At 43.0% G+C, this 19884-nt stretch carries 14 protein-coding genes and 1 riboswitch; of the genes, 3 read left to right on the plus strand and 11 right to left on the minus strand.

Annotated elements, in window-relative coordinates; genetic code table 11:
* Positions 1–116 precede the first annotated feature (116 nt).
* The 4 genes from ACFQZJ_RS17760 to ACFQZJ_RS17775 form a co-directional block, all read right to left on the minus strand.
* Complete coding sequence (locus ACFQZJ_RS17760) at positions 117–740, minus strand: phosphoadenosine phosphosulfate reductase domain-containing protein (protein ID WP_379936275.1); 624 nt, start codon at positions 738–740, stop codon at positions 117–119.
* A 9-nt stretch (positions 741–749) separates the two neighbouring features.
* A complete protein-coding gene (locus tag ACFQZJ_RS17765) occupies positions 750–1013 on the minus strand; it encodes a DUF2061 domain-containing protein (protein ID WP_379936276.1) in 264 nt (87 codons plus the stop codon).
* A gap of 466 nt (positions 1014–1479) precedes the next feature.
* The gene (locus tag ACFQZJ_RS17770) at positions 1480–1890 is read right to left on the minus strand and encodes an RrF2 family transcriptional regulator (protein WP_379936277.1); all 411 of its coding nucleotides are present in this window, start codon (positions 1888–1890) and stop codon (positions 1480–1482) included.
* Between the two features lie 54 nt (positions 1891–1944).
* Positions 1945–2523, minus strand: coding sequence for a TetR family transcriptional regulator (locus ACFQZJ_RS17775; protein ID WP_379936278.1), 579 nt, complete (start codon positions 2521–2523; stop codon positions 1945–1947).
* A gap of 106 nt (positions 2524–2629) precedes the next feature.
* On the opposite strand from ACFQZJ_RS17775, the gene ACFQZJ_RS17780 reads away from it, so the two are divergent.
* Positions 2630–3631, plus strand: a complete 1002-nt coding sequence (locus ACFQZJ_RS17780; RefSeq protein WP_379936279.1) for an aromatic ring-hydroxylating dioxygenase subunit alpha — start codon at positions 2630–2632, stop codon at positions 3629–3631.
* A 166-nt stretch (positions 3632–3797) separates the two neighbouring features.
* Here the strand turns inward: ACFQZJ_RS17780 and ACFQZJ_RS17785 are convergent, their stop codons facing one another.
* The 5 genes from ACFQZJ_RS17785 to ACFQZJ_RS17805 all read right to left on the minus strand — a co-directional run bounded on the left by ACFQZJ_RS17785 (position 3798) and on the right by ACFQZJ_RS17805 (position 13785).
* Positions 3798–5897 carry an alpha-L-fucosidase gene (locus ACFQZJ_RS17785; RefSeq protein WP_379936280.1) on the minus strand — a complete coding sequence of 700 codons (2100 nt, stop codon included), beginning with the start codon at positions 5895–5897 and terminating at the stop codon, positions 3798–3800.
* 21 nt (positions 5898–5918) lie between these two features.
* A complete protein-coding gene (locus tag ACFQZJ_RS17790) occupies positions 5919–7577 on the minus strand; it encodes a sulfatase family protein (protein ID WP_379936281.1) in 1659 nt (552 codons plus the stop codon).
* A 41-nt stretch (positions 7578–7618) separates the two neighbouring features.
* On the minus strand, positions 7619–8776 hold the full coding sequence (locus ACFQZJ_RS17795) for a trans-sulfuration enzyme family protein (RefSeq protein WP_379936282.1): 1158 nt from the start codon (positions 8774–8776) through the stop codon (positions 7619–7621).
* 241 nt (positions 8777–9017) lie between these two features.
* Complete coding sequence (gene thrA / locus ACFQZJ_RS17800; protein ID WP_379936284.1) at positions 9018–12410, minus strand: bifunctional aspartate kinase/homoserine dehydrogenase I; 3393 nt, start codon at positions 12408–12410, stop codon at positions 9018–9020.
* Between the two features lie 82 nt (positions 12411–12492).
* A complete protein-coding gene (locus ACFQZJ_RS17805) occupies positions 12493–13785 on the minus strand; it encodes an O-acetylhomoserine aminocarboxypropyltransferase/cysteine synthase family protein (protein ID WP_379936286.1) in 1293 nt (430 codons plus the stop codon).
* Between the two features lie 152 nt (positions 13786–13937).
* Positions 13938–14075, minus strand: a riboswitch (SAM riboswitch).
* A gap of 354 nt (positions 14076–14429) precedes the next feature.
* On the opposite strand from ACFQZJ_RS17805, the gene ACFQZJ_RS17810 reads away from it, so the two are divergent.
* Positions 14430–15299, plus strand: coding sequence for a DUF808 domain-containing protein (locus ACFQZJ_RS17810; RefSeq protein WP_379936287.1), 870 nt, complete (start codon positions 14430–14432; stop codon positions 15297–15299).
* Positions 15300–15403: 104 nt separating this feature from the next.
* Here ACFQZJ_RS17810 and ACFQZJ_RS17815 read toward each other — a convergent pair whose 3' ends face one another.
* Positions 15404–17341 carry a CocE/NonD family hydrolase gene (locus ACFQZJ_RS17815; protein ID WP_379936289.1) on the minus strand — a complete coding sequence of 646 codons (1938 nt, stop codon included), beginning with the start codon at positions 17339–17341 and terminating at the stop codon, positions 15404–15406.
* Between the two features lie 104 nt (positions 17342–17445).
* Complete coding sequence (gene metK / locus ACFQZJ_RS17820) at positions 17446–18702, minus strand: methionine adenosyltransferase (protein ID WP_379936291.1); 1257 nt, start codon at positions 18700–18702, stop codon at positions 17446–17448.
* A 390-nt stretch (positions 18703–19092) separates the two neighbouring features.
* Between metK and ACFQZJ_RS17825 the strand changes: the two genes are divergently transcribed.
* Positions 19093–19707, plus strand: coding sequence for a deoxynucleoside kinase (locus ACFQZJ_RS17825; protein WP_379936293.1), 615 nt, complete (start codon positions 19093–19095; stop codon positions 19705–19707).
* Positions 19708–19884: the final 177 nt, after the last annotated feature.

The raw sequence follows: 19884 nt of genomic DNA on the forward strand, positions 1-19884 counted from the left end.
TTCGCGGCACTACAGCGTTCAAAATCTTGATATCCCTCTTGATTTTCTTTTTTAGTACTTCATCTTTTTTCTACCAACTTTCCTTTCTCTCCCAACTCGCTGCAAACTAATCTAAATCACGTATGCAATCCACATTCCCTATTTTCCAGCACTTTGGTGGGGTCAAAATAAGTATGTTCGTTGGGAAGATTTCTTTCTTTTAGATAGGCATCCAACTGGGTGTCGCTCCAATGATAGAACGGACTAACTTTTAAAACACCGTCTTTGCTCAGGCTCAATAAATTTAGGCTATCACGGTGGGCGGTCTGTCCTTTTCTAAGGTTTGTGAACCAAATATCCGGTTTGTGTGCGGCCATGGCCCTTCTAAACGGCTCCAGTTTCACCTGTTCCGTGAAGAGTGCATGTCTATCGTCATCTATCTGCGGTATCCCCATTATTGCATCTCGGTGAGCAGTTGTTTGTTTGGGCGTGTATAGCTGTATATTCAAGCCTAAACAATTAGTGAGCTCCTCGGCATGTCTATACGTGTTGGGCGTATTGTATCCGGTATCACACCAAACTACAGGTATATCTGCCTTCACTTGAGATACGGCATGTAAAATTGCAACTTCATAGGGTCTAAAATTTGTGGTCACTATGGCATGGCTTGCCTGTTCTACCGCCCAAGATATAATCTCTACCGGAGGTATTCCCTTAAACTGAACATTTAGCCGGTCTATTTGTTCTTGTGTGAATTCCATACTATTTATTTATTTGCCCCAATTGACTTTGTTCCATATCCGCTCGTGAAAAAAGTACAAGAACATCTTTGTTACGAAATCTATAGACGCTATCGATGCCGCAACGACTACCTCACCAGTTAGCAAATAGGAAATCAACAAGGTATCCAATGTACCAATAATGCGCCAACTCACCGCCTTGGCCACACTGCGAATGGGACGCTCGGATTTTTTGTCGGACCTATACTTACTTTTGGCGCCATTTCTATCAAGAACTAGTTGATCTACAATCATACTTTTTGTGTCACTTTTAATACCCTACTAATTTAATAGGATAACAAAAATAGCATTTAATTTTTATCGACAACCACAAAATTTCGATAAATTTATATTTAACCTATAGATTTAATATATTAATGGATTTTAAACTTTAGAAATGAGGATATCACAAGAAGTTCAGTGCTATAAAACAAATCACTATAGATTGAGTAATAAAAAAAGGATAGTGGAGGTGCCAACGTACCTCCTTATTGGTCTCTATCCAAGTTCATGGCTGTACACACCACTATAACCTGGCCACCCTATTGCGCATCCCTTTGTTTACCCAATATGTTCGTGACTCCTAAAACGGATGCAAACGGAAGCAATACCCAGAAATACAAGACTGGATTTTAAAAGTTAATCAGGACCCTAAAAAATGTTTAAAATTGAATTGCGTACATAGAGTGCGGTAGGTTGGTTATATGGCCAAAAGACCTACTTACGCCAGTAGGTCGGCCAGGGTGTTGTTCCGGTATACCGCCAAATTTGCGTCCCGTACCTTAAGCATTAGCTTGTGCACGGAACATTCGCTCTCCGTTGGGCAGTCATCACATTTTTCATAGAAGTTTAGACTCACGCAGGGTACCATGGAAATTGGACCTTCTAGCACCCGCATTACGTCCGTCATTAAAATCTCTTCAGGATTTTTAAGCAGATAATAACCACCACCTTTTCCCTTTTTAGAACCTAAAAATCCGGTTTTCCTAAGGGAGAGCAAGATGCTTTCCAAAAATTTTTGGGATATGTTCTCCCGCTCCGCTATCTCGGAAATCTGCACGGGTTTTTTATCTTTCTGTGCTCCAAGAAAAGAAAGCGCTTTGAGTCCGTATTTGGTTTTTTTAGAGAGCATAAGGCTAATATAAGGAAAAGGAATCGAACTTTTTAAAATAGCCAAGGCTGCCTATTACTTATGTACAATACCATGTGAGACGAAATTAATTAACTGTTTCTGCATAAACAAGGGATTGGTTACTGGTTTGCGGTCCAAAAATCTACTATAGGACCAACGTAATGTAGCAAGGATTGTCTGTGTCGCTATTTCCGGCTCCATCTCCTTAAAATATCCCGTATGGATACCCTGTGTGATTATGGCTTCGAATTTGCGTTCGTAATCCTTTCTATTTGCCACAAACTCTTGCAACTTGGTTCCCTTCAGGTTTCGCCACTCGTTAACAAGCAAGGCCTGTTCATAAGGCCTTTTTGAAGTAATATGGATATAGGAACTGATAAGTTGCTCCAATTTTTCCGGCGCATCAAGACCTGAATCAACAGTTACATCCATAGCGTTTAGAAATTCTTTTTGTATCCCAAAAAGGGCCTCCTCCAAAAAGGACTGTTTTGAATCGATATAGTTATAGACATTGGCCACCTCAAATTGAAGGTTCTGAGCAATATCTCGCATTGTAGTAGCCTTAAACCCCTTTTCATGAATCAAAACTAGGGTTTTAGAAAAAAATCGAGCTCTTTTGGTTTCCTTGATCATACAATCAAAGTTAGCACCAACCAGTTTTAATACTAGGGAATAAACTGTTAATTATTTACAAATGTATATATTTACATGAACAATTGTTCATGTAAATTTTATTCTAATGGAAAAAACACACAAAATTTATCCCGAAAAACTGTTTGGCTGTTGGCATCCTGTTGGCTACAGCCATGAAATAAAGTCGGACGAACCTTATGGAACCTTTCTTTTGGATGAGGCCATAGTCGTTTATCGCACCAAGGATGGAAAACCACACGCCATGCGTGATGTCTGTATTCACCGGGGAACGGCATTATCCTTAGGTTGGATTAAGGACGATTGCCTCGTATGTCCGTACCACGCTTGGCAGTTCGACAAAAAAGGGGATTGTGTTCTGATTCCACAAGCGCCCGAGGCAGAAATTCCGGCAAAGGCAAAAACCCCGACCTATCACTGCCAAGAGAAATTTGGACTGGTCTGGGTGGCCCTAAAGGATCCCGTTTATGAACTACCCGATATTCCGGAATACCAAAACAACGATTGGAAACTTGTTAATACAGGCCCTTTTGACTGGAAAAGCGATAGCTCCAGACAAGTGGAAAATTTTACGGATTTTGGTCATTTTCCTTGGGTGCATCCGGGTCTTTTAGGTGATCCGGAAAGACCTAAAGTTCCTGAATGTAAAGTAACCGTAAAAGATTCCGTATTACATTATTCCGTAGTACGGCCAGAGGCGGCGAATACGGATGATTTCCCCATTTTTGCCAATGAAGAAGTGGTTAAACCGGAACGCCGCAGTCGCTATGAACTTCACCTTCCCTACACTATAGTACTGCGATTGGGATGGGGCGGAGAAAAAGGTATGGTCTACTTTTTTGTTTCGCAACCGATCTCGCACAATAAATGCCGCGGGTATTGCATCATTGGACGTAACTATAATTTAGACGAACCGGATACCGTACTCCAGGATTTTGAACAGGTCATCTTTGATCAGGATAAGCGCATTGTAGAGTCGCAACGCCCGGAACAGGTGCCTTTTGATTTTACGGAAGAGTTGCATTTAAAGTTCGATGCCGTTGCCATGAACTATCGTAGGGCGATGAAAAAGCAGCAATTAGATTATTAAATTAGTAGGTAAATACTCCATTAAATACCGTCGTAATTTGCCATTTAATGCCCTAAATTCTTAGGGCATTTTTATTTCCGTAATCAAAACCTAGCGACGTAGCCCCTTAAGTCTAGAGCGAAAATCATCTTTAGCTATTTTATTAAAAAATTAGACCTTAATCTGATTACCCCTTCGTAAGGACCCCGATCTCGGCAAAAGAGGCCCGTGGGTCATCACCATCGGTTTTTACGGCTTTTAGTTTGATGTACCTTGCTTTGGTCGTTGTAAATAGGACTTCCTGTTCCAATCTGCTGTTCACCACATTTGAAAATTCTCCCTCCGCCACCATACGCCATTGCAGCCCGTCATTGCTCACATAAAAGACATAATCGGTTACGATACCATAGGGATAGCGTTCTTGATTTGGCCAGTACGTAAAACCGTGAAGCGTGTACATTTCGCCCAAATCTATACTGATTTCTTGTGAGCGGGCGATTTTATTGTCCGTTGCCCAAACCGTGTTCGGGTCTTCGTCCATAACATTCTCAATAGTCTCCATAGTTCCGGAACTTACGGCCATCGCCTTCCAAGCTGCCTTGGGAATATCCGAACGGCGGATTATGGGTTCACTCGCCGTTTCACTTTCAGGGTCATAAGCAATGGCTTTTACCGTCGTTGGAGCGGTCACCATAAAAGGACCTTCAAATATTTGGGAATCCTTAGTGGGCATACTTCCATCCAAGGTATAGTGCACGGCAACCGCCGTTTCCGGAACCGATATACTCACCGCACCCTCCCTGTTTCTCGTAATAGTGGGCTGTACCACTAAATTCGGTGCACGATAGATTTCCAAGTTGCAAATAAGCGGGGGTCCTTTGGCGTCCATAATATCCAGGCGTAGTGCTGTTACTTTTACGGTCTTAAAGCGAAGTATCCGTTTATAGCCTACAGTGGTCTGCGTAACTATAGGAACCCAGGACCCCCCTATTTTGGCCGTTATGGAAAACTGTTTGATCCGTTGCCCCAACGGAATATATTCCTGTACAAGAACGCGATTAATTTCTGCAGGTTCGGTAAAACTGACCGTAAGGGATGCGGCTGTGACACCTTCATCCGTAGCCCAATAGGTTTCGCTGTCCCCATCGACAGCGTTTTGTGCTTCGTACAACGCGTTATTCCCCCGCATATTCGTCGCCGAAACCCTGGCACCGCCAGCGAATTCTTTTGCGAAGTCGGCATCGATCTGCCGTTTAAGGCGCATCAATTGCCGCGCGTCCGTTTCGTGTACCAAACCCCTGGTATCCACAGGTAGGTTTAACAGGAAAGTTCCGTTTCTACCAACGGATTCGTAATAGGTGTCTACCAAACGCGTAAGGGATTTTACTTGATGGTCTTCTCCGGGATGGTAATACCAGCCGGGTCGTATGGAGGTATTTACCTCTGCCGGTAACCAATGCGTACCGTCCTCATGTCCGGAACGAAGCTCCACATACCTAGGCCAACCCGGATAGATCTCATCGCGCCGCATGATGCTCCAATTGGTCTCATTGGCAAATCCCTCCTCAGTTCCTACCCAACGAACATCCGGCCCGCCGTCACTAAAAATAACCGCATTGGGCTGTAGTTCACGTACTATTTCCGTAACCTTGTCCCATTGGTAATAGGTTTTACTATCAATTTTCCGCGTTTCATTGGCACCGCCATAATAGCCCGAACCACCATTGGCACCATCGAACCAGACTTCAAATACTTCTCCGTATTCTGTGAGCAATTCCCTTAGCTGCTCATGAAAATCGGCCACATATTCCGGTGTCCCATAATTGGCGGCATTACGGTCCCAAGGAGATAGGTACACGCCAAATTTTAACCCCAACTCCGCACAGGCCTCCGATAAATCCTTTAAGACATCTCCATTACCATCTTTCCATGGCGAATTTTTAACGGAATGCTCCGTGGTTTTGGTCGGCCACAGGCAAAATCCGTCATGATGTTTGGCGGTGATAATTACCCCTCTCATTCCTGCATCTTTTATCACTTTGGCCCATTGCCTTACATCCAGTTCGCTAGGGTTGAACTGCGCCGGTGTTTCACCTCCGGTACCCCATTCCATATTGGTAAACGTATTCATGTTAAAATGGATGAACGCATAATATTCCAGTTCTTGCCAGGCCAATTGTCGCTCTGATGGTAAGGGGCCAACATGTGCTGGCGGAGCGACTTGGTTACAGGAAGTTCCAAAAATCAATAATGTATAAATTGAGATAATATTTACAGCGTTTTTCATGGTGAACTATGGATGTTATTTTTATCTTATTTCTGAAGTTGTCAAGGTTTTCGCTTGATGCCATTCTTCCCCATTTAGTTGTAATGGCTCATTTTGCTGGGATGTTCCCGGCGTACTTCTTCCGTTTGTAATATAGGAAACCATCAACCTTGTTAATTCGGTTACTTTTTCCGGATGATTCAGCACCAAATTTTCTTTTTCCGATGGGTCGGTTGAAAGGTCGTACAGTTGGTATCTAGGCAAATCACTCACATCGTCCTTATCCGGGACAGGATAGCTCCACCCACCGGAACCCGGGGCAAAAATGAGTTTATCGTTCCCTTTTCTAATGGCAAAACTCCCGTTTATGGAATGGTGTACGGTCGCTTTGCGCAGATACCCAATTGTATCCTTGGTATCGAACAAGGGCAGTAGCGAAAAACTATCCTCGCCCTCGTTGTCCTTTAGCGTTACCTGAACCAAGTCGGCTGCCGTAGCCATGAGGTCGGTTAACGAAATGGTTGCATTGGAAATCCTGTTAGGGCTAATTTTTGCAGGCCACTTCACAATAAAGGGAACCCGATGTCCGCCTTCATAAATATCGGCCTTATGACCTCGAAATCCGCCATTGGGGTCATGGCCGTTCGCTGCTAAAACCTCAAAGTCGGCCTCAGGGGAGCAGCCGTTATCACTGGTAAAAATGATCATGGTATTTTCGGAAATACCTAAATCCTCAACCGTCTTCATCACTTGCCCCACATAATTGTCCAGTTCCATCATAAAATCCGCATAGGGGTTTATTCCACTCCTACCTAGCCATTCCTCGGTAGGTAGGATGGGCGTATGGGGCGATGGTAAGGCCAAATACAAAAAGAAGGGGGCGGTCTCCTTTGACTTTTCTTCAATATACCTCATGGATTTTCTAAAAAAGTTGGGCGTTACCTCCTCATGCACAAAATCGGCCGCTGTTGGGCCTTTTCGCCACCAGGTGTATTTTCCGGTGTCCTGGGTAACGCGATTCACTTTGGCGGTTATGCTGCCGTTTTCCACATATACATAAGGTGCCATATCCAAGGAACCGGAATGACCGTAGGCGTAGTGAAACCCTAAATCGTTGGGGGAATGACCGATGTTTTTGGTAAAGTCGATGTTTTCAAAATCGGTATAGTTCCAGCCTTCGCCACCAAAATTAGTGGAATCCTTTTGTACCCAATCCCAACCCAAATGCCATTTGCCGATGAACGCCGTGTGGTATCCCGACTCTTTTAATAGAGAAGCGACCGTAGTCCTATTTTTGGGTATCAAGGCCTTGGATTTTCCGGTAAGCACCCCACTTTTAAGCGGGCTACGCCAACTGTAACGCCCCGTAAGAATGCCGTACCGTGTAGGTGTGCATACTGCGGAAGGACTATGGGCATCCGTAAAGCGCATACCCTGGGCAGCCAATGCATCTATGTGCGGTGTTTTTATTTTTCCCGATGGATTATAGCTCGAGATATCGCCATAGCCCAGATCGTCCGCCAATATATAAATGATGTTGGGTGGCTTTTGCGCTACTGCCTTCACCGTTTTTTCTTCTTTGCAGGAAGTTAAAACAACAATTAAGAGTACAATAAAGAAAAAGAGGTTGGGTCGATTTAACATAAGGGTACTCATTACAGGATGAAAGTAGCTAAAATACACATAAAAGGGGTAATACATTTGTATGGATTATCCCTAACCTAAAGTACCACTCATGAGCACTAGCCCAAAGCCTGCCCAACATCCGCGATAATATCGTCTATATGTTCCAAACCTACGGAAACGCGCACCATACCGTCCGTGATACCGGATTCATTTCGTTCCTCGATCGAAAGTTTACTGTGTGTGGTAGATGCCGGGTGGGTGACGATACTTCTGGAATCCCCTAAGTTTGCGGAAAGCGACAAGAGTTTTATGCCATCGAAGAATTGGCGACCTGCCTCCAAGCCTCCTTTTACTTCAAAGGCTACCACACATCCGCCCGCCTTCATTTGTTTTTTGGCCACCTTGTATTTGGGGTGGGATTTTAAAAAAGGGTATTTGACCCAATTTACTTTTTTGTGCTTTTCTAGGTATTTGGCCAAACTTAGCGCGTTCTCGCAATGCCGATCTACCCTGACCGCCAAAGTCTCCAAACTCTTGGACAAGACCCAAGCGTTGAAAGGCGATAAGGCCGGGCCGGTGATTCTAGAAAAGCGATATACTTTGTCTACCAAGGCTGCACTACCCACGGTAATTCCTGCCAGGACCCTGCCTTGGCCGTCCATTAGTTTGGTGCCGGAATGGATCACCAGATCGGCCCCAAATTTTATCGGCTGCTGCAAATAGGGTGATGCAAAACAGTTATCAATTACCAGTATCAGTTTGTGTTTTTTGGCAATTGCGCCCAAGGCCTCCAAGTCCAGCACATCCACTCCTGGATTCGTTGGGGTCTCCGCATAAATCAATTTTGTCTTGGGCGTAATCAAGCTTTCGATATTGTCTAGGTCATCGATCTTAAAATAACTATGGGAGATATTCCACTTGGGGAAAAAATTATTCAGCAAGGAGTGGGTGGAACCAAAAACACTACGGGCCGAAATCATGTGATCGCCAGCATCCAACAAGGCCGCTAATGTAGAAAAAACAGCCGCCATGCCGCTAGCAAAGGCAAAACCCGCCTCGGCACCTTCCATCTGGCAGACTTTTTCTATAAACTCCGAAGAATTGGGGTTGGAATAGCGGGAATAAATATTACGTTCCTTTTCCTCCGCAAACGAGGCGCGCATGTCCTCCGCGTCCTCAAATACAAAGCTGGACGTAAGGTACAAGGGAACGGAATGCTCTAGATTCTCTGTTCGGTTCAGCTGTGTACGTATGGCGTTTGTTTCAAATTGCATAGTTATGTTTTAAGTCGTTCTCGCAGAGGCGTGAATGTGTTTATTCGTCATTGTGATCAAAGCGTGGCAATCTTTTTAAGCTAGTAATTACATTCAACAGATTGCTTCGTCGCGTTAACCCAATAATTCCGTTCAATCTTATAATTCGCTCCTCGCAAAGACGTACGGTTTAAATTGCTAGTTTCCGTTTTTCTTTGCTCTTGTCTCTTTGTCTCTTTGTCTCTTGTCTAATATCCCAAAATCACCCTTTCTCGGCAATCCTTAAAATATCCCCGAACACCCCTCTTGCCGTAACCGCTGCTCCTGCGCCAGCGCCTTGGATGACGAGAGGATTTTCGCCATAGGATTCCGTGTAGATTTCGATAATAGAATCCGAACCTTTTACCTGGCCCAAGGCACTTGTTTTGGGTACAGAGACCAACTTCACATCCAATATTCCTTTTTCCTTTTGCAAATTACCATGCAAATCGCCCACGTACCGTAAAACGTGATCCGGTTTTTGGTTCTTTTTTATTTGGTTGAACTTCTCGTCCAATACGGCCAAATTTTCCATAAAGAAGTCCGTATCCACCGCTTGCAAGGATTCCGGTATCAGATTTTCGATGTTGATGTCGCCGAACTCGTTGCTTAGGTCGAGCTCACGGGCCAAGATCAATAGTTTACGTCCAACATCGTTCCCTGAAAGGTCTTCCCTTGGGTCGGGCTCCGTATAACCGCGCTGCATCGCATCTTTTAAAATGGAAGAAAACGGGGCATCTACCTCAGAAAAGGTATTGAAAATATAACTCAACGAACCTGAAAACACGCCATTGATGCGGGTGATATTTTCACCGCTCAGGTGTAATAATTTTATCGTGTCTATTAAGGGTAAACCGGCGCCCACATTGGTTTCGTACAAGTACTGTTTTTGATGTTTTGCCAGTTCCTCGCGCAATAATCGATAAAAATCAAAGCCCAGGGTGTTGGCTATTTTATTGGAAGAAACCAAATCGAACCCGTTCTCGACAAAATCGAAATAATGCGCCACAAAATCCTGACTTGCCGTATTGTCCACAGCAATCAAATTTTCCAAGTGATGTTTTTTGGCAAAATTGAAAATTTCTTGTTGGTCGTAGTCCTGTCCTTCGCGTTTGAGTTCCGATTTCCAATTCTTGGATACCCCATCGGCATTTAGAACTACTTTTTTAGAATTTGCAATGGCGAAGACCCTTAAATCTATCTGCTTTCTCTTGGCAATGGTCTTGGCAGATTTTAGGATTTGGTCTATCAAGGTTCCGCCAACATTACCATGCCCAAAAATGGCAAGGTTAACCCTTTTACTAAAGCCAAAAATCTGTCCGTGCATCACATTCAATGCCTTGGTCAGGTCCTGTTTGTTTACTACGATACTCACGTTCTTACCCGATACCGTATTATTGAACAGAAGTGGTGTTATCTGGTTCTTTATCAAGGCGTTATACGGTTTATGAAAGGTGCTCAAATCCTGACCTACGATAGAGATGACGGATACCTCGGTCACCACCGTTATCATATTTATGTCCTTGGATTTAAAGTCCCCTGCAAATTCATTTTCCAAAGCGTCCTTGGCCTGCCGTGCCTTATTTCTCTTTACCACCAAGCCAATACCACGTTCCGATGAACCTTGCGAAATAATACTTACGCTAATAGTGTTGGCTTCCAAAGTTTTAAAAATTCGGGCATCGATACCCACTTTACCCAAAAGCCCCCTACCCTCTAGATTGATGAGCGACACATCCTCTATAACGGATAGACTTTTTATGCCTTCCTTACTCGATTTTGCACTGATGAGCGTTCCTTCGCTGTCGTTGTTAAAGGTATTTAAGATACGTAAGGGAATATTTTTTTCTATCAACGGGATAATCGTCTTGGCATGCAGAATGGTAGCCCCAAAATTGGCCAACTCATTGGCTTCGGCATAAGACAGATTCGACAACCGTTTTGCCTCTTTTACATAATCGGGATTAGCGGTAAAAATACCATCAACGTGGGTATAGTTCTGAAGCTCCTCGGCATCCAAAAAATTGGCCAATAAAGCTGCGGAATAGTTACTGCCGTTTCTTCCCAAAGTCGTAGTGCGACCATCCTCGGTAGCTGCGATAAAGCCGGTTATAACGGGTACGGTATCGGACGGCAACCCATCCATGAGGGTCGTTAATTTTTCCCTTGAACTATTTTCCAAGACCTTGGCATCGCCAAATCGATCATCAGTAGTAAGGAATGTACGGGAATCTATAAAGGCGGCCTTGACCCCTTTGCCTATCAATAACTTGGTAACCAGTTTTGCGGAAATGAGCTCTCCGTACGCCAGCACCTCATCCTTAATTTTGGCACTGTAGTCGCCCAAAAGCGCCACCCCTTCGTACAATTTGGCCAGGCCTATAAATTCCTCCGAAAGGTCTACGTTGCCGAAGGTATGCTGTTGGTACTTCTCAAAAGCTTCAAAATCGGTAAAATAATCGGCTCCCTTGGCGGCATTCTCCAACATATTTTCCAGTTGGTCGGTCGCTTTTTCCCTAGCGGATACCACCACGGCTATATGCTCGCCATCGGAAACCTTATCACAAATCAGTTGTAGGACGTGTTCAAGGCCTTCTCCGTTACTCAAGGATTTTCCACCGAATTTCAGCACTTTTGGTTTTCCAGTTCTACCGTTGGTATTGAAAATAGTATCCAGTAATTTTTCCAACTGCTGAAACTCTATCAAAAAGGCATCATGACCGTGCAGCGACTGAATTTCCCCGTAGGTGACATTGCTATTGGCCTGGGCAATTTGCTTAAATGTGTCCTTGTTTTCCTTGGCCGTAAAGAACAAATCGGAATCCACACCCACAATGTGTATGTTGGTGTCACTATTTTGCAGGGCAATGAATTTTTCCTCTCCGTCCCGTGTTACATCAATGGTTTTAAGCAATTGGTTCATCAGCTTGTAGGCCGATAATTGAAAACGTTCCTGAAGCTTTTTTCCGTGATGGGTCAACCAACTCTCCACATTAAATACATTGAGCTCTTGATTGGTACTGCGTTTAAAGCGTTCCTTAAAAGACTCCGGTGTCCTGTAACAAAGCATGGCGTGCATGCGCGCATCGTGTACCGGCTGTTTGGAGTTGACCAAAAACTGTTCCTGAATTTGGCAATTTGCTATAAGCCAGTCGGTCGATTTCCAATCGGAGGCAACAGGAATCAGATGTTCCGTTAAATTGGGTTTTAATACTGCCATTTCCCAGGCAATGCCTCCACCTAAGGAACCGCCTATGATGGCAAACAGTTTTTCTACGCCCAACTGCTCAAGACCTAACAAAAAGATTTCTGCCATATCGCCCGCTACAAAATCCTTATAATTATCGATGACAAATTTGTCGTGACCGTTACCCGGAATATTAAAGGCAAGGACCGTGTATTTTTGGGTGTCGATACATTTTTTATCCCCGATCAAGGTAGACCACCAGCCATCCGGACCGGTAATGTTGGAGTTACCCGTTAAGGCATGGTTCACCATTACGACAGGTGCCGTATTCAACGCTCTTCCAAAAACCTGATAGGATAATTGAATATCTTGTGTTACACCACTTAAGGTGCTAAAATCCCTAATTTGTAAATGTTGTAGTACTGCCATCTGTTCTTGTGTAGGCTATATTCTAAAAAACAGTCGAGATAAGGTATATCCCGACTGTGTTACTTGTTTTTCTCCTAAAACTTTATGCTAAAATAGCCTTATCTACTTTGGCAAAAGCATTTTCTATATCTTTCTTTAAGTCCTCTAAATCTTCTAGACCTACGGACAAGCGGATTAAATCCTGACCTACGCCCGCACTAAGTTGCTGATCCACGGTTAATTGTTGGTGCGTGGTACTTGCAGGGTGAATGATCAAAGATTTTGTATCGCCAATATTGGCCAATAAGGAGAAAATCTCGGTGGCATCCGTAAATTGTTTTGCGGCCTCAAAACCACCCTTAATTCCGAAGGTGACCAGTCCACTTTGACCGCTAGGCAAGTACTCTTGGGCCAGATCGTAGTATTTGTTGCTTTTTAATCCCGGATAGTTCACCCAAGCGACCTCATCCCTAGCTTCCAACCAAGTAGCCAGTTCCAAAGCGTTCGCACTATGTTGCTTTATTCGTACCGGTAAGGTTTCCAAACCTTGAATAATCTGAAAGGCGTTAAACGGACTCAAAGCACCACCGTAATCACGCAATCCTTCCAATATCAATTTAAAAGTAAAGGCCGCGGCTCCCAAAGCCTCACTGTACACCAATCCGTGATATCCCGCGGACGGTTCCGTAAACTCCGGAAATTTTCCATTGGTCCAATCAAAGGTTCCGGCATCGACGATGGCCCCGCCCAAGGATGTTCCTTGTCCGCCAATATATTTCGTTAAGGAGTGGATGACCAAGTTGGCACCATGCTCAATAGGGTTCAACAAGCTAGGGGTGGCAACCGTATTATCTACAATAAAGGGCACTTTAGCCGCTTTGGCCTGCTTGGATATCGCTTTAAGGTCCAATACGTCCAATTTTGGATTACCCAAGGATTCCACAAAAAAGGCCCTGGTATTTTCCTGTACCGCTTCCTTAAAATTCTCAGGATTATCGGCATCTACAAAAGTTGTGGTAATGCCCAAACGCGGTAGGGTAACGTTCAGTAAATTAAATGTTCCGCCGTAGAGACTACTGGAAGCCACAATATGGTCTCCCGCTTTTAAAAGCGTTAATAGTCCCGTAGAAATCGCCGCGGTTCCCGAAGCGAAAACTACGGCACCAACGCCTCCTTCTACGGCGGCTAACCGGTCCTGTAAAATCTGATTTGTAGGATTGTTAAGTCTAGTGTAAATGAATCCCAATTCTCCTAAGGCAAAAAGGTTTGCCGCGTGATCGGTGTCGTTAAATACGTAAGACGAAGTCTGATAAATAGGTACGGCCCTAGTGCCTCCGTTCTGCTTGGTGTCGTGGCCTGCGTGTAATGCGTTTGTTGCTAATTTGTGTGTACTCATGATTTTTTTGTTTTTAAATAGTTAAATAAAATACTTAAAAGCCAAACCCTGAACCGCCGACATTGCGGTTAAGTGAAATCAAAAAGTTATAAGAAAGTGATATCGAAAAAAAAATCGATTACGGTTATCCTTCCCCAAAATGATTTCGGTCTTAGCGACCTTGAACTGCTGAACTGTATTCAGCACTAGGGTAGAATGTAGCACCTTCTTAGATTCTGATAGGCATCAGAACTCGCTAAGGGTTGCTAAGGTTTCAAAGGGTCTATTCCCTCCACCTTTCTTGATAACTTGTCAATAAGTGTTTGAACTTTGAAAGCACAAATTAAAGTCAGAAACTTTTAAAAACCTAATGATTTTGAAAAATTTCACAAATCCTAGTGATTTAGTGGGGTAAATACAACGATTGTAGCCATCTAGTCCATCTTTCCTAGGTTATAGCCATACGCGTATAGCTAAATCTTGCGGATCTTAAATAAAAATTTTCGTGAAACCAACTATCCAAGACTCAGAAGCCATTGGGGTATTCTTTAGATTAAAAAAACCCGAGAACAATATGAAAAGACTAACATAGGTTTACTATTTGTACGGAATGAGTTCAACTATTTCAATATCCTGCTTTATCTTTGAGGTCATAAAATTGAATTATGGCCTCAGGATTTTTTGCCATCTTAGACGATGTAGCCGCTTTATTGGACGATGTTGCCGCAATGAGTAAAATAGCTACAAAAAAAACAGCAGGCATACTAGGTGATGATCTGGCCGTAAATGCGGAGAAAGCATCCGGTTTTGTTTCCAAACGTGAACTGCCCGTGCTTTGGGCCATAAGTAAAGGTTCTCTCCTTAATAAGATTATTATCTTACCTATTGCGTTTTTGTTAAGTGCCTACTTACCTTGGGCGGTAACCGTAATACTAATCCTTGGCGGACTTTATCTTGCTTACGAGGGTGCTGAGAAAATCTATGAATTCTTTGTACCACACGAAAAAGCTCATATTCCGTCAGAAATGAAAGCACCCAGTGAACGCGATATTCTGGCCATGGAGAAGACCAAAATTAAATCTGCCATCTTAACCGATTTTATACTTTCAATTGAAATTGTCATTATTGCGCTGGGAACTGTTTTGAACGAACCCCTATCAACACAAATAGCTGTCGTATCAGTAGTAGCGCTTCTTGCTACTGTTGGTGTTTATGGTATTGTAGCGCTTATTGTTCGTATGGATGAATTTGGACTTAAACTGATCAACCTCAACGAACGCAATAATAGCATCTCCGATGTTATTGGACGATTTTTTGTGAATGCACTACCCAAGGTTATTAAGGCCTTGACCGTTATTGGAACTATTGCCTTACTCCTCGTCTCAGGTGGGATATTTGTACACAACCTAGATTTTCTTCACGATATTTTGCCAGCAATTCCTGGAATTATAGTTGAATTTGTAGTCGGACTTATTGCGGGAATTCTTGTACTGCTACTTCTAAAAGGAGCTAAAAGAATTATTGGCAAAGCGTAAACTACCTCGGAGCAAGCCCACAAAACATTCTTAGGAAATGAAGCATTAATTTCCAGGCAAACCACGGAGCATGGTATCCTTTGGCGGTACAATTGCAACCCTTACTACTCCAATACCGTAAACTCAACGCTCGAATTCGTAAACACAGTATGGGTTTGGGTCTTAAAATCGCCTTCATCGGCCTTAAAGATATTAGCTACATAGGTTTGTGGATTTAGGTCTATGAGCGGGAACCAGGTGCTCTGCACTTGAATTTGTAGCTTATGTCCTTTTTTTATGGTATGAAAAACGTCCTGTAACTTTATATTTACCTCGGTTTTTTCATTGGGAACAAAGGGTTCCGGTTCGGAAAAACTATTTCTGAACCTGCCACGCATAACTTCACTCCTCACCATTAAGTGATAGTTGCTCATTCTTAAATGGGGCTGCATTTCTTTGTTGGTTTCAGCATCCGCCGGATGCACATCTATCACCTTTACGATCCAATCCGCGGCCGTACCGGTAGTAGCTACTTTTAGCTTTGCCAAAATATCGCCTGCCAAGGTGAGGTCTTCTTCCACAACCGGCGTTTCAAACACCAACACATCTGGCCGACGGGCTGCGAAACGCTGATCATCGGTCATGTATTTACGTGGGGTAAACACCGTTTTAATATCCTCTGAATAGGGAACAGGTTTTTTAATGTCACTAATAAAGTCTATTCCGGTAGTACTTTTTAACTCGGTATTTAATTCTTGATTATCGGAAAGAAAAAACTCCATCTTAGCCGTTCCCTTTGGTGGCCATTGGTCATACTCCTTCCATTCCTTACGGCCGGAATCATAGACGTAAGCTTCCGGTAATCCACTATTGGCATCTCCGGTACCCTTTAAAAAGTGGTTAAAGAATTTTGTCTCTATTTTCTCCTGATAGAACTCTGAAATGGAGTCTCCAAAATAGTAGTTTCCTACTAAATTTCTCCCGTTACGCCTTGCCCATCGGCCATGGTCCCAAGGGCCAAATACCATGGTGTTATAGCTGTTTCTGTTTTTTTCGATATTCTTGTAGGTTTCTAACGGACCGTACAAATCTTCGGCATCGAACCAACCACCAACGACCATGGTAGCTACGTGGGATTTACTTTTGTCCAAATGCTGAATCAAACCCCTACTTTGCCATAATTCATCATAATTGGGATGCTCTTTTAGCTCGTTCCAGAAAAAATCGTCGGTCATATCATCAGGCGCAATGCTGACCTTATCTTTCAAATCGTATTCAAAAAAGGAGTTTAAGTTCTTTAATGGACCTTTGTCCAGGAAGAATTGATATTGGTCCTCGGTGGGTAATTCGGGTAGCTTGTACCAAGCTGTATCAATGGGTTGATCTCCGTTGGGTCTCGGCGTTCCAAAAAGCGAGGTAGCTCTAAAATAACTCAACAGGTAAGCTCCGTTATGATGAAAATCATCAAAGAAAAAATCTCCAATACTGGCCTGAGGGGAAGACGCTTTTAATGCGGGATGCGCATCTATCGTGGCATAGGTCGCATAAAAACCAGGGTATGAAATTCCCCAAACACCAACGTTCCCATTGTTCCCTTCTACATTGTTCACTAGCCAATCTATCGTGTCAAAGGTGTCACTGCTTTCGTCAACCTCGGTATCAGAAGTTTTGTTGGGAATATAGGCACGCATATTTTCGTAGTGCCCTTCACTTAGCCATCTGCCCCGTACATCTTGGTAAACTATAATATTACCTTCCTGCATTAAATGGATGTTGGGCCCGATTTGTTTTTTAAATTCACCCTTGCCATAGGGTGCGGAGCTGTAAGGCGTACGTTGCATGATAATTGGGTATTCTTTGGACGTATCTTTTGGAGTATAAATGGTGGTATGCAAATGAACGCCATCGCGCATTTTTATCTTTACCTCCTGTTTGCTATAATTATCGGAAACATAGGTTTCGGAAATTTCACCTTTTACAACTTTAGTAGTCCTGGCACAGGAAAAAGAAATAAATACGACGGTAAGTAATACACCTACAAAACGAAAAACAGACTTGGACATACGATATAATTTTATGTCCTAAAGCTAGTGAAGATTCCTAAAATAGTGAAATAAAAAAAGGAACCCATTTCGGAGTTCCCTTTAGATAACAAATACTTTGCGTTCTATATATTAAATGCCTTTTTTACAGCATCTACCCGATCCAATTTTTCCCAAGTAAAGAGTTCCACTTCTTTCTCGACCCTTCCGTTGTAGGGCGACTCAAAAACCTTTGTTACGGTTCTCGGTGTTTTACCCATGTGTCCGTAAGCTGCGGTTTCCAAATAAATGGGACTTCTAAGTTTTAAGCGATCCTCGATGGCAAAAGGCCTCATATCGAACAAAGCGGCCACTTTTTTCGCAATGTCACCATCGGATAAATCCACATTTGAAGTACCGTAGGTATCCACAAAAATAGAAGTTGGCTCCACCACACCGATGGCATAACTTACCTGAACCAAAATCTCATCCGCTACCCCGGCCGCAACCAAGTTCTTGGCTGCATGCCTAGCCGCATAAGCTGCGCTGCGATCCACCTTACTTGGGTCCTTTCCACTAAAGGCACCACCACCGTGCGCTCCTTTACCGCCGTAAGTATCCACAATTATTTTTCTACCTGTAAGTCCGGTATCGCCATGTGGCCCACCGATCACGAATTTTCCGGTTGGGTTTATGTGATATTTTATCTGGTCATCAAATAGCAACTGAATACTCTCCGGTAATTGTGATTTTACCCTAGGAATTAAAATGGCGATAATGTCGGACTTTATCTTTGCCAACATCTTTTCATCATCGGCATCAAAAGCATCGTGTTGTGTAGACACCACAATGGTATCTATTCGCTGCGGCACATTATCATCGGAATACTCAATGGTTACCTGGGCTTTAGCATCTGGTCGCAAATAGCCTATTTCTTTACCTTCCCTTCTCAATTCTGCCAACACGTACAGAAGTTTATGCGATATATCCAAAGCCAAAGGCATAAAATTATCTGTTTCCTTGGTGGCATATCCGAACATCATTCCTTGATCACCGGCACCTTGCTCTTCTTTTGTGCCGCGGTCTACACCTTGATTAATTTCTTGGGACTGTTCATGGATCAATGAAATAACCCCACAGGAATCCCCGCTAAATTGATATTCGCCTTTGGTATACCCGATGGTATTGATGACCTCACGTGCAATGGTCTGCACGTCTAAATAGGTATCGCTTTTTACTTCTCCCGCCAATACCACCTGACCGGTTGTTACCAAGGTCTCACAAGCTACTTTACTTTCTGGGTCAAAGGCCAAAAAGTGGTCTAAAAGTGCATCACTGATCTGATCCGCTACCTTATCCGGATGTCCTTCACTAACCGATTCCGATGTAAATAAATACGCCATTCTTAAATTTAGTTTTACGAAGGATTTGACGGGATAAAAAGTAGTGTACATTCCCTAAGGAAGATTCCAAACATCTTTTTGGAACAAACTGCTTTAGCATTTTAAGTTGAACTTATATCAACTTCTCATTTTACTGAGTATTAGTTGCTGAATCCTACTCAGCACTTGAGGTTGCAATCAGTCAAATCCTTCCTCATTATTAAGAGCCAAAAGTATAAAAATAGTTATGTTATAAAAATTATTCCCGTTCATTTTATATTGTTTAACGACATACAACCATAGCTTCATATATTCCATGTATTTCATCAGTTATTTTTTTGCATACCTAAATTCCTTCGTATATTGCGCGGCACAGCTTTTTACAACAGCTAACCACTAAACAAGACTCAAATGCACATTGCCGTTGCCGGAAATATAGGAGCAGGAAAAACGACCCTAACCAAATTATTAGCCAAACACTACAAATGGGAAGCGCATTTAGAAGAAGTGGTGGACAATCCCTACCTAGATGATTTTTACAATCAGATGGAACGCTGGAGCTTTAACCTACAGATTTACTTTCTTAACAGCCGATACCGTCAAATTTTACAAATACGTGAGAGTGGTAAAAGTGTGATCCAAGATCGTACCATTTATGAGGATGCCCATATTTTTGCGCCCAACCTGCACGCCATGGGATTGATGACCAATAGGGATTTTAAAAATTATTCCAGCCTGTTCGAGTTAATGGAAAGCTTGGTTGAACCGCCTGAACTATTAATCTACCTAAGAAGTTCTATTCCGAATCTTGTAAAACAGATTCACAAAAGAGGCAGGGATTACGAGAATACCATTTCCATTGATTATTTAAGTAGGTTGAACGAACGTTACGAAGCATGGATTCATGGCTACGAAAAAGGAAACCTCTTGATTATAGATGTAGATGAGCTCGATTTCGTGGATAATCCAGAAGATTTGGGTAACGTTATCAATAGGATCGATGCAGAAATACATGGATTGTTTTAAGCGATGAAATTTTAACTCATTGCCCGCTTAATTTCCCCTACAACGTTCAACATCGAAAATTAAGGTTCTATAGGTACGCCCTTTTACCGTTCTCGATATGTCAGGAAAACTTGTAGCCAATTTTTGACGGTAGTAAACATGGTATTATACTTTACAAAACGGCACCTGGTTTATAAC

It is taken from the genome of Maribacter chungangensis (assembly GCF_042676845.1).
Classification (GTDB): Bacteria; Bacteroidota; Bacteroidia; order Flavobacteriales; family Flavobacteriaceae; genus Maribacter; species Maribacter chungangensis.

What these genes read in the sequence shown, in the direction of transcription:
- ACFQZJ_RS17760 (WP_379936275.1), bottom strand. Translation starts at nt 740, where the DNA reads ATGGAATTCACACAAGAACAAATAGACCGGCTAAATGTTCAGTTTAAG.
- ACFQZJ_RS17765 (WP_379936276.1), bottom strand. Translation starts at nt 1,013, where the DNA reads ATGATTGTAGATCAACTAGTTCTTGATAGAAATGGCGCCAAAAGTAAG.
- ACFQZJ_RS17770 (WP_379936277.1), bottom strand. Translation starts at nt 1,890, where the DNA reads ATGCTCTCTAAAAAAACCAAATACGGACTCAAAGCGCTTTCTTTTCTT.
- ACFQZJ_RS17775 (WP_379936278.1), bottom strand. Translation starts at nt 2,523, where the DNA reads ATGATCAAGGAAACCAAAAGAGCTCGATTTTTTTCTAAAACCCTAGTT.
- ACFQZJ_RS17780 (WP_379936279.1), top strand. Translation starts at nt 2,630, where the DNA reads ATGGAAAAAACACACAAAATTTATCCCGAAAAACTGTTTGGCTGTTGG.
- ACFQZJ_RS17785 (WP_379936280.1), bottom strand. Translation starts at nt 5,897, where the DNA reads ATGAAAAACGCTGTAAATATTATCTCAATTTATACATTATTGATTTTT.
- ACFQZJ_RS17790 (WP_379936281.1), bottom strand. Translation starts at nt 7,577, where the DNA reads ATGTATTACCCCTTTTATGTGTATTTTAGCTACTTTCATCCTGTAATG.
- ACFQZJ_RS17795 (WP_379936282.1), bottom strand. Translation starts at nt 8,776, where the DNA reads ATGCAATTTGAAACAAACGCCATACGTACACAGCTGAACCGAACAGAG.
- thrA (WP_379936284.1), bottom strand. Translation starts at nt 12,410, where the DNA reads ATGGCAGTACTACAACATTTACAAATTAGGGATTTTAGCACCTTAAGT.
- ACFQZJ_RS17805 (WP_379936286.1), bottom strand. Translation starts at nt 13,785, where the DNA reads ATGAGTACACACAAATTAGCAACAAACGCATTACACGCAGGCCACGAC.
- ACFQZJ_RS17810 (WP_379936287.1), top strand. Translation starts at nt 14,430, where the DNA reads ATGGCCTCAGGATTTTTTGCCATCTTAGACGATGTAGCCGCTTTATTG.
- ACFQZJ_RS17815 (WP_379936289.1), bottom strand. Translation starts at nt 17,341, where the DNA reads ATGTCCAAGTCTGTTTTTCGTTTTGTAGGTGTATTACTTACCGTCGTA.
- metK (WP_379936291.1), bottom strand. Translation starts at nt 18,702, where the DNA reads ATGGCGTATTTATTTACATCGGAATCGGTTAGTGAAGGACATCCGGAT.
- ACFQZJ_RS17825 (WP_379936293.1), top strand. Translation starts at nt 19,093, where the DNA reads ATGCACATTGCCGTTGCCGGAAATATAGGAGCAGGAAAAACGACCCTA.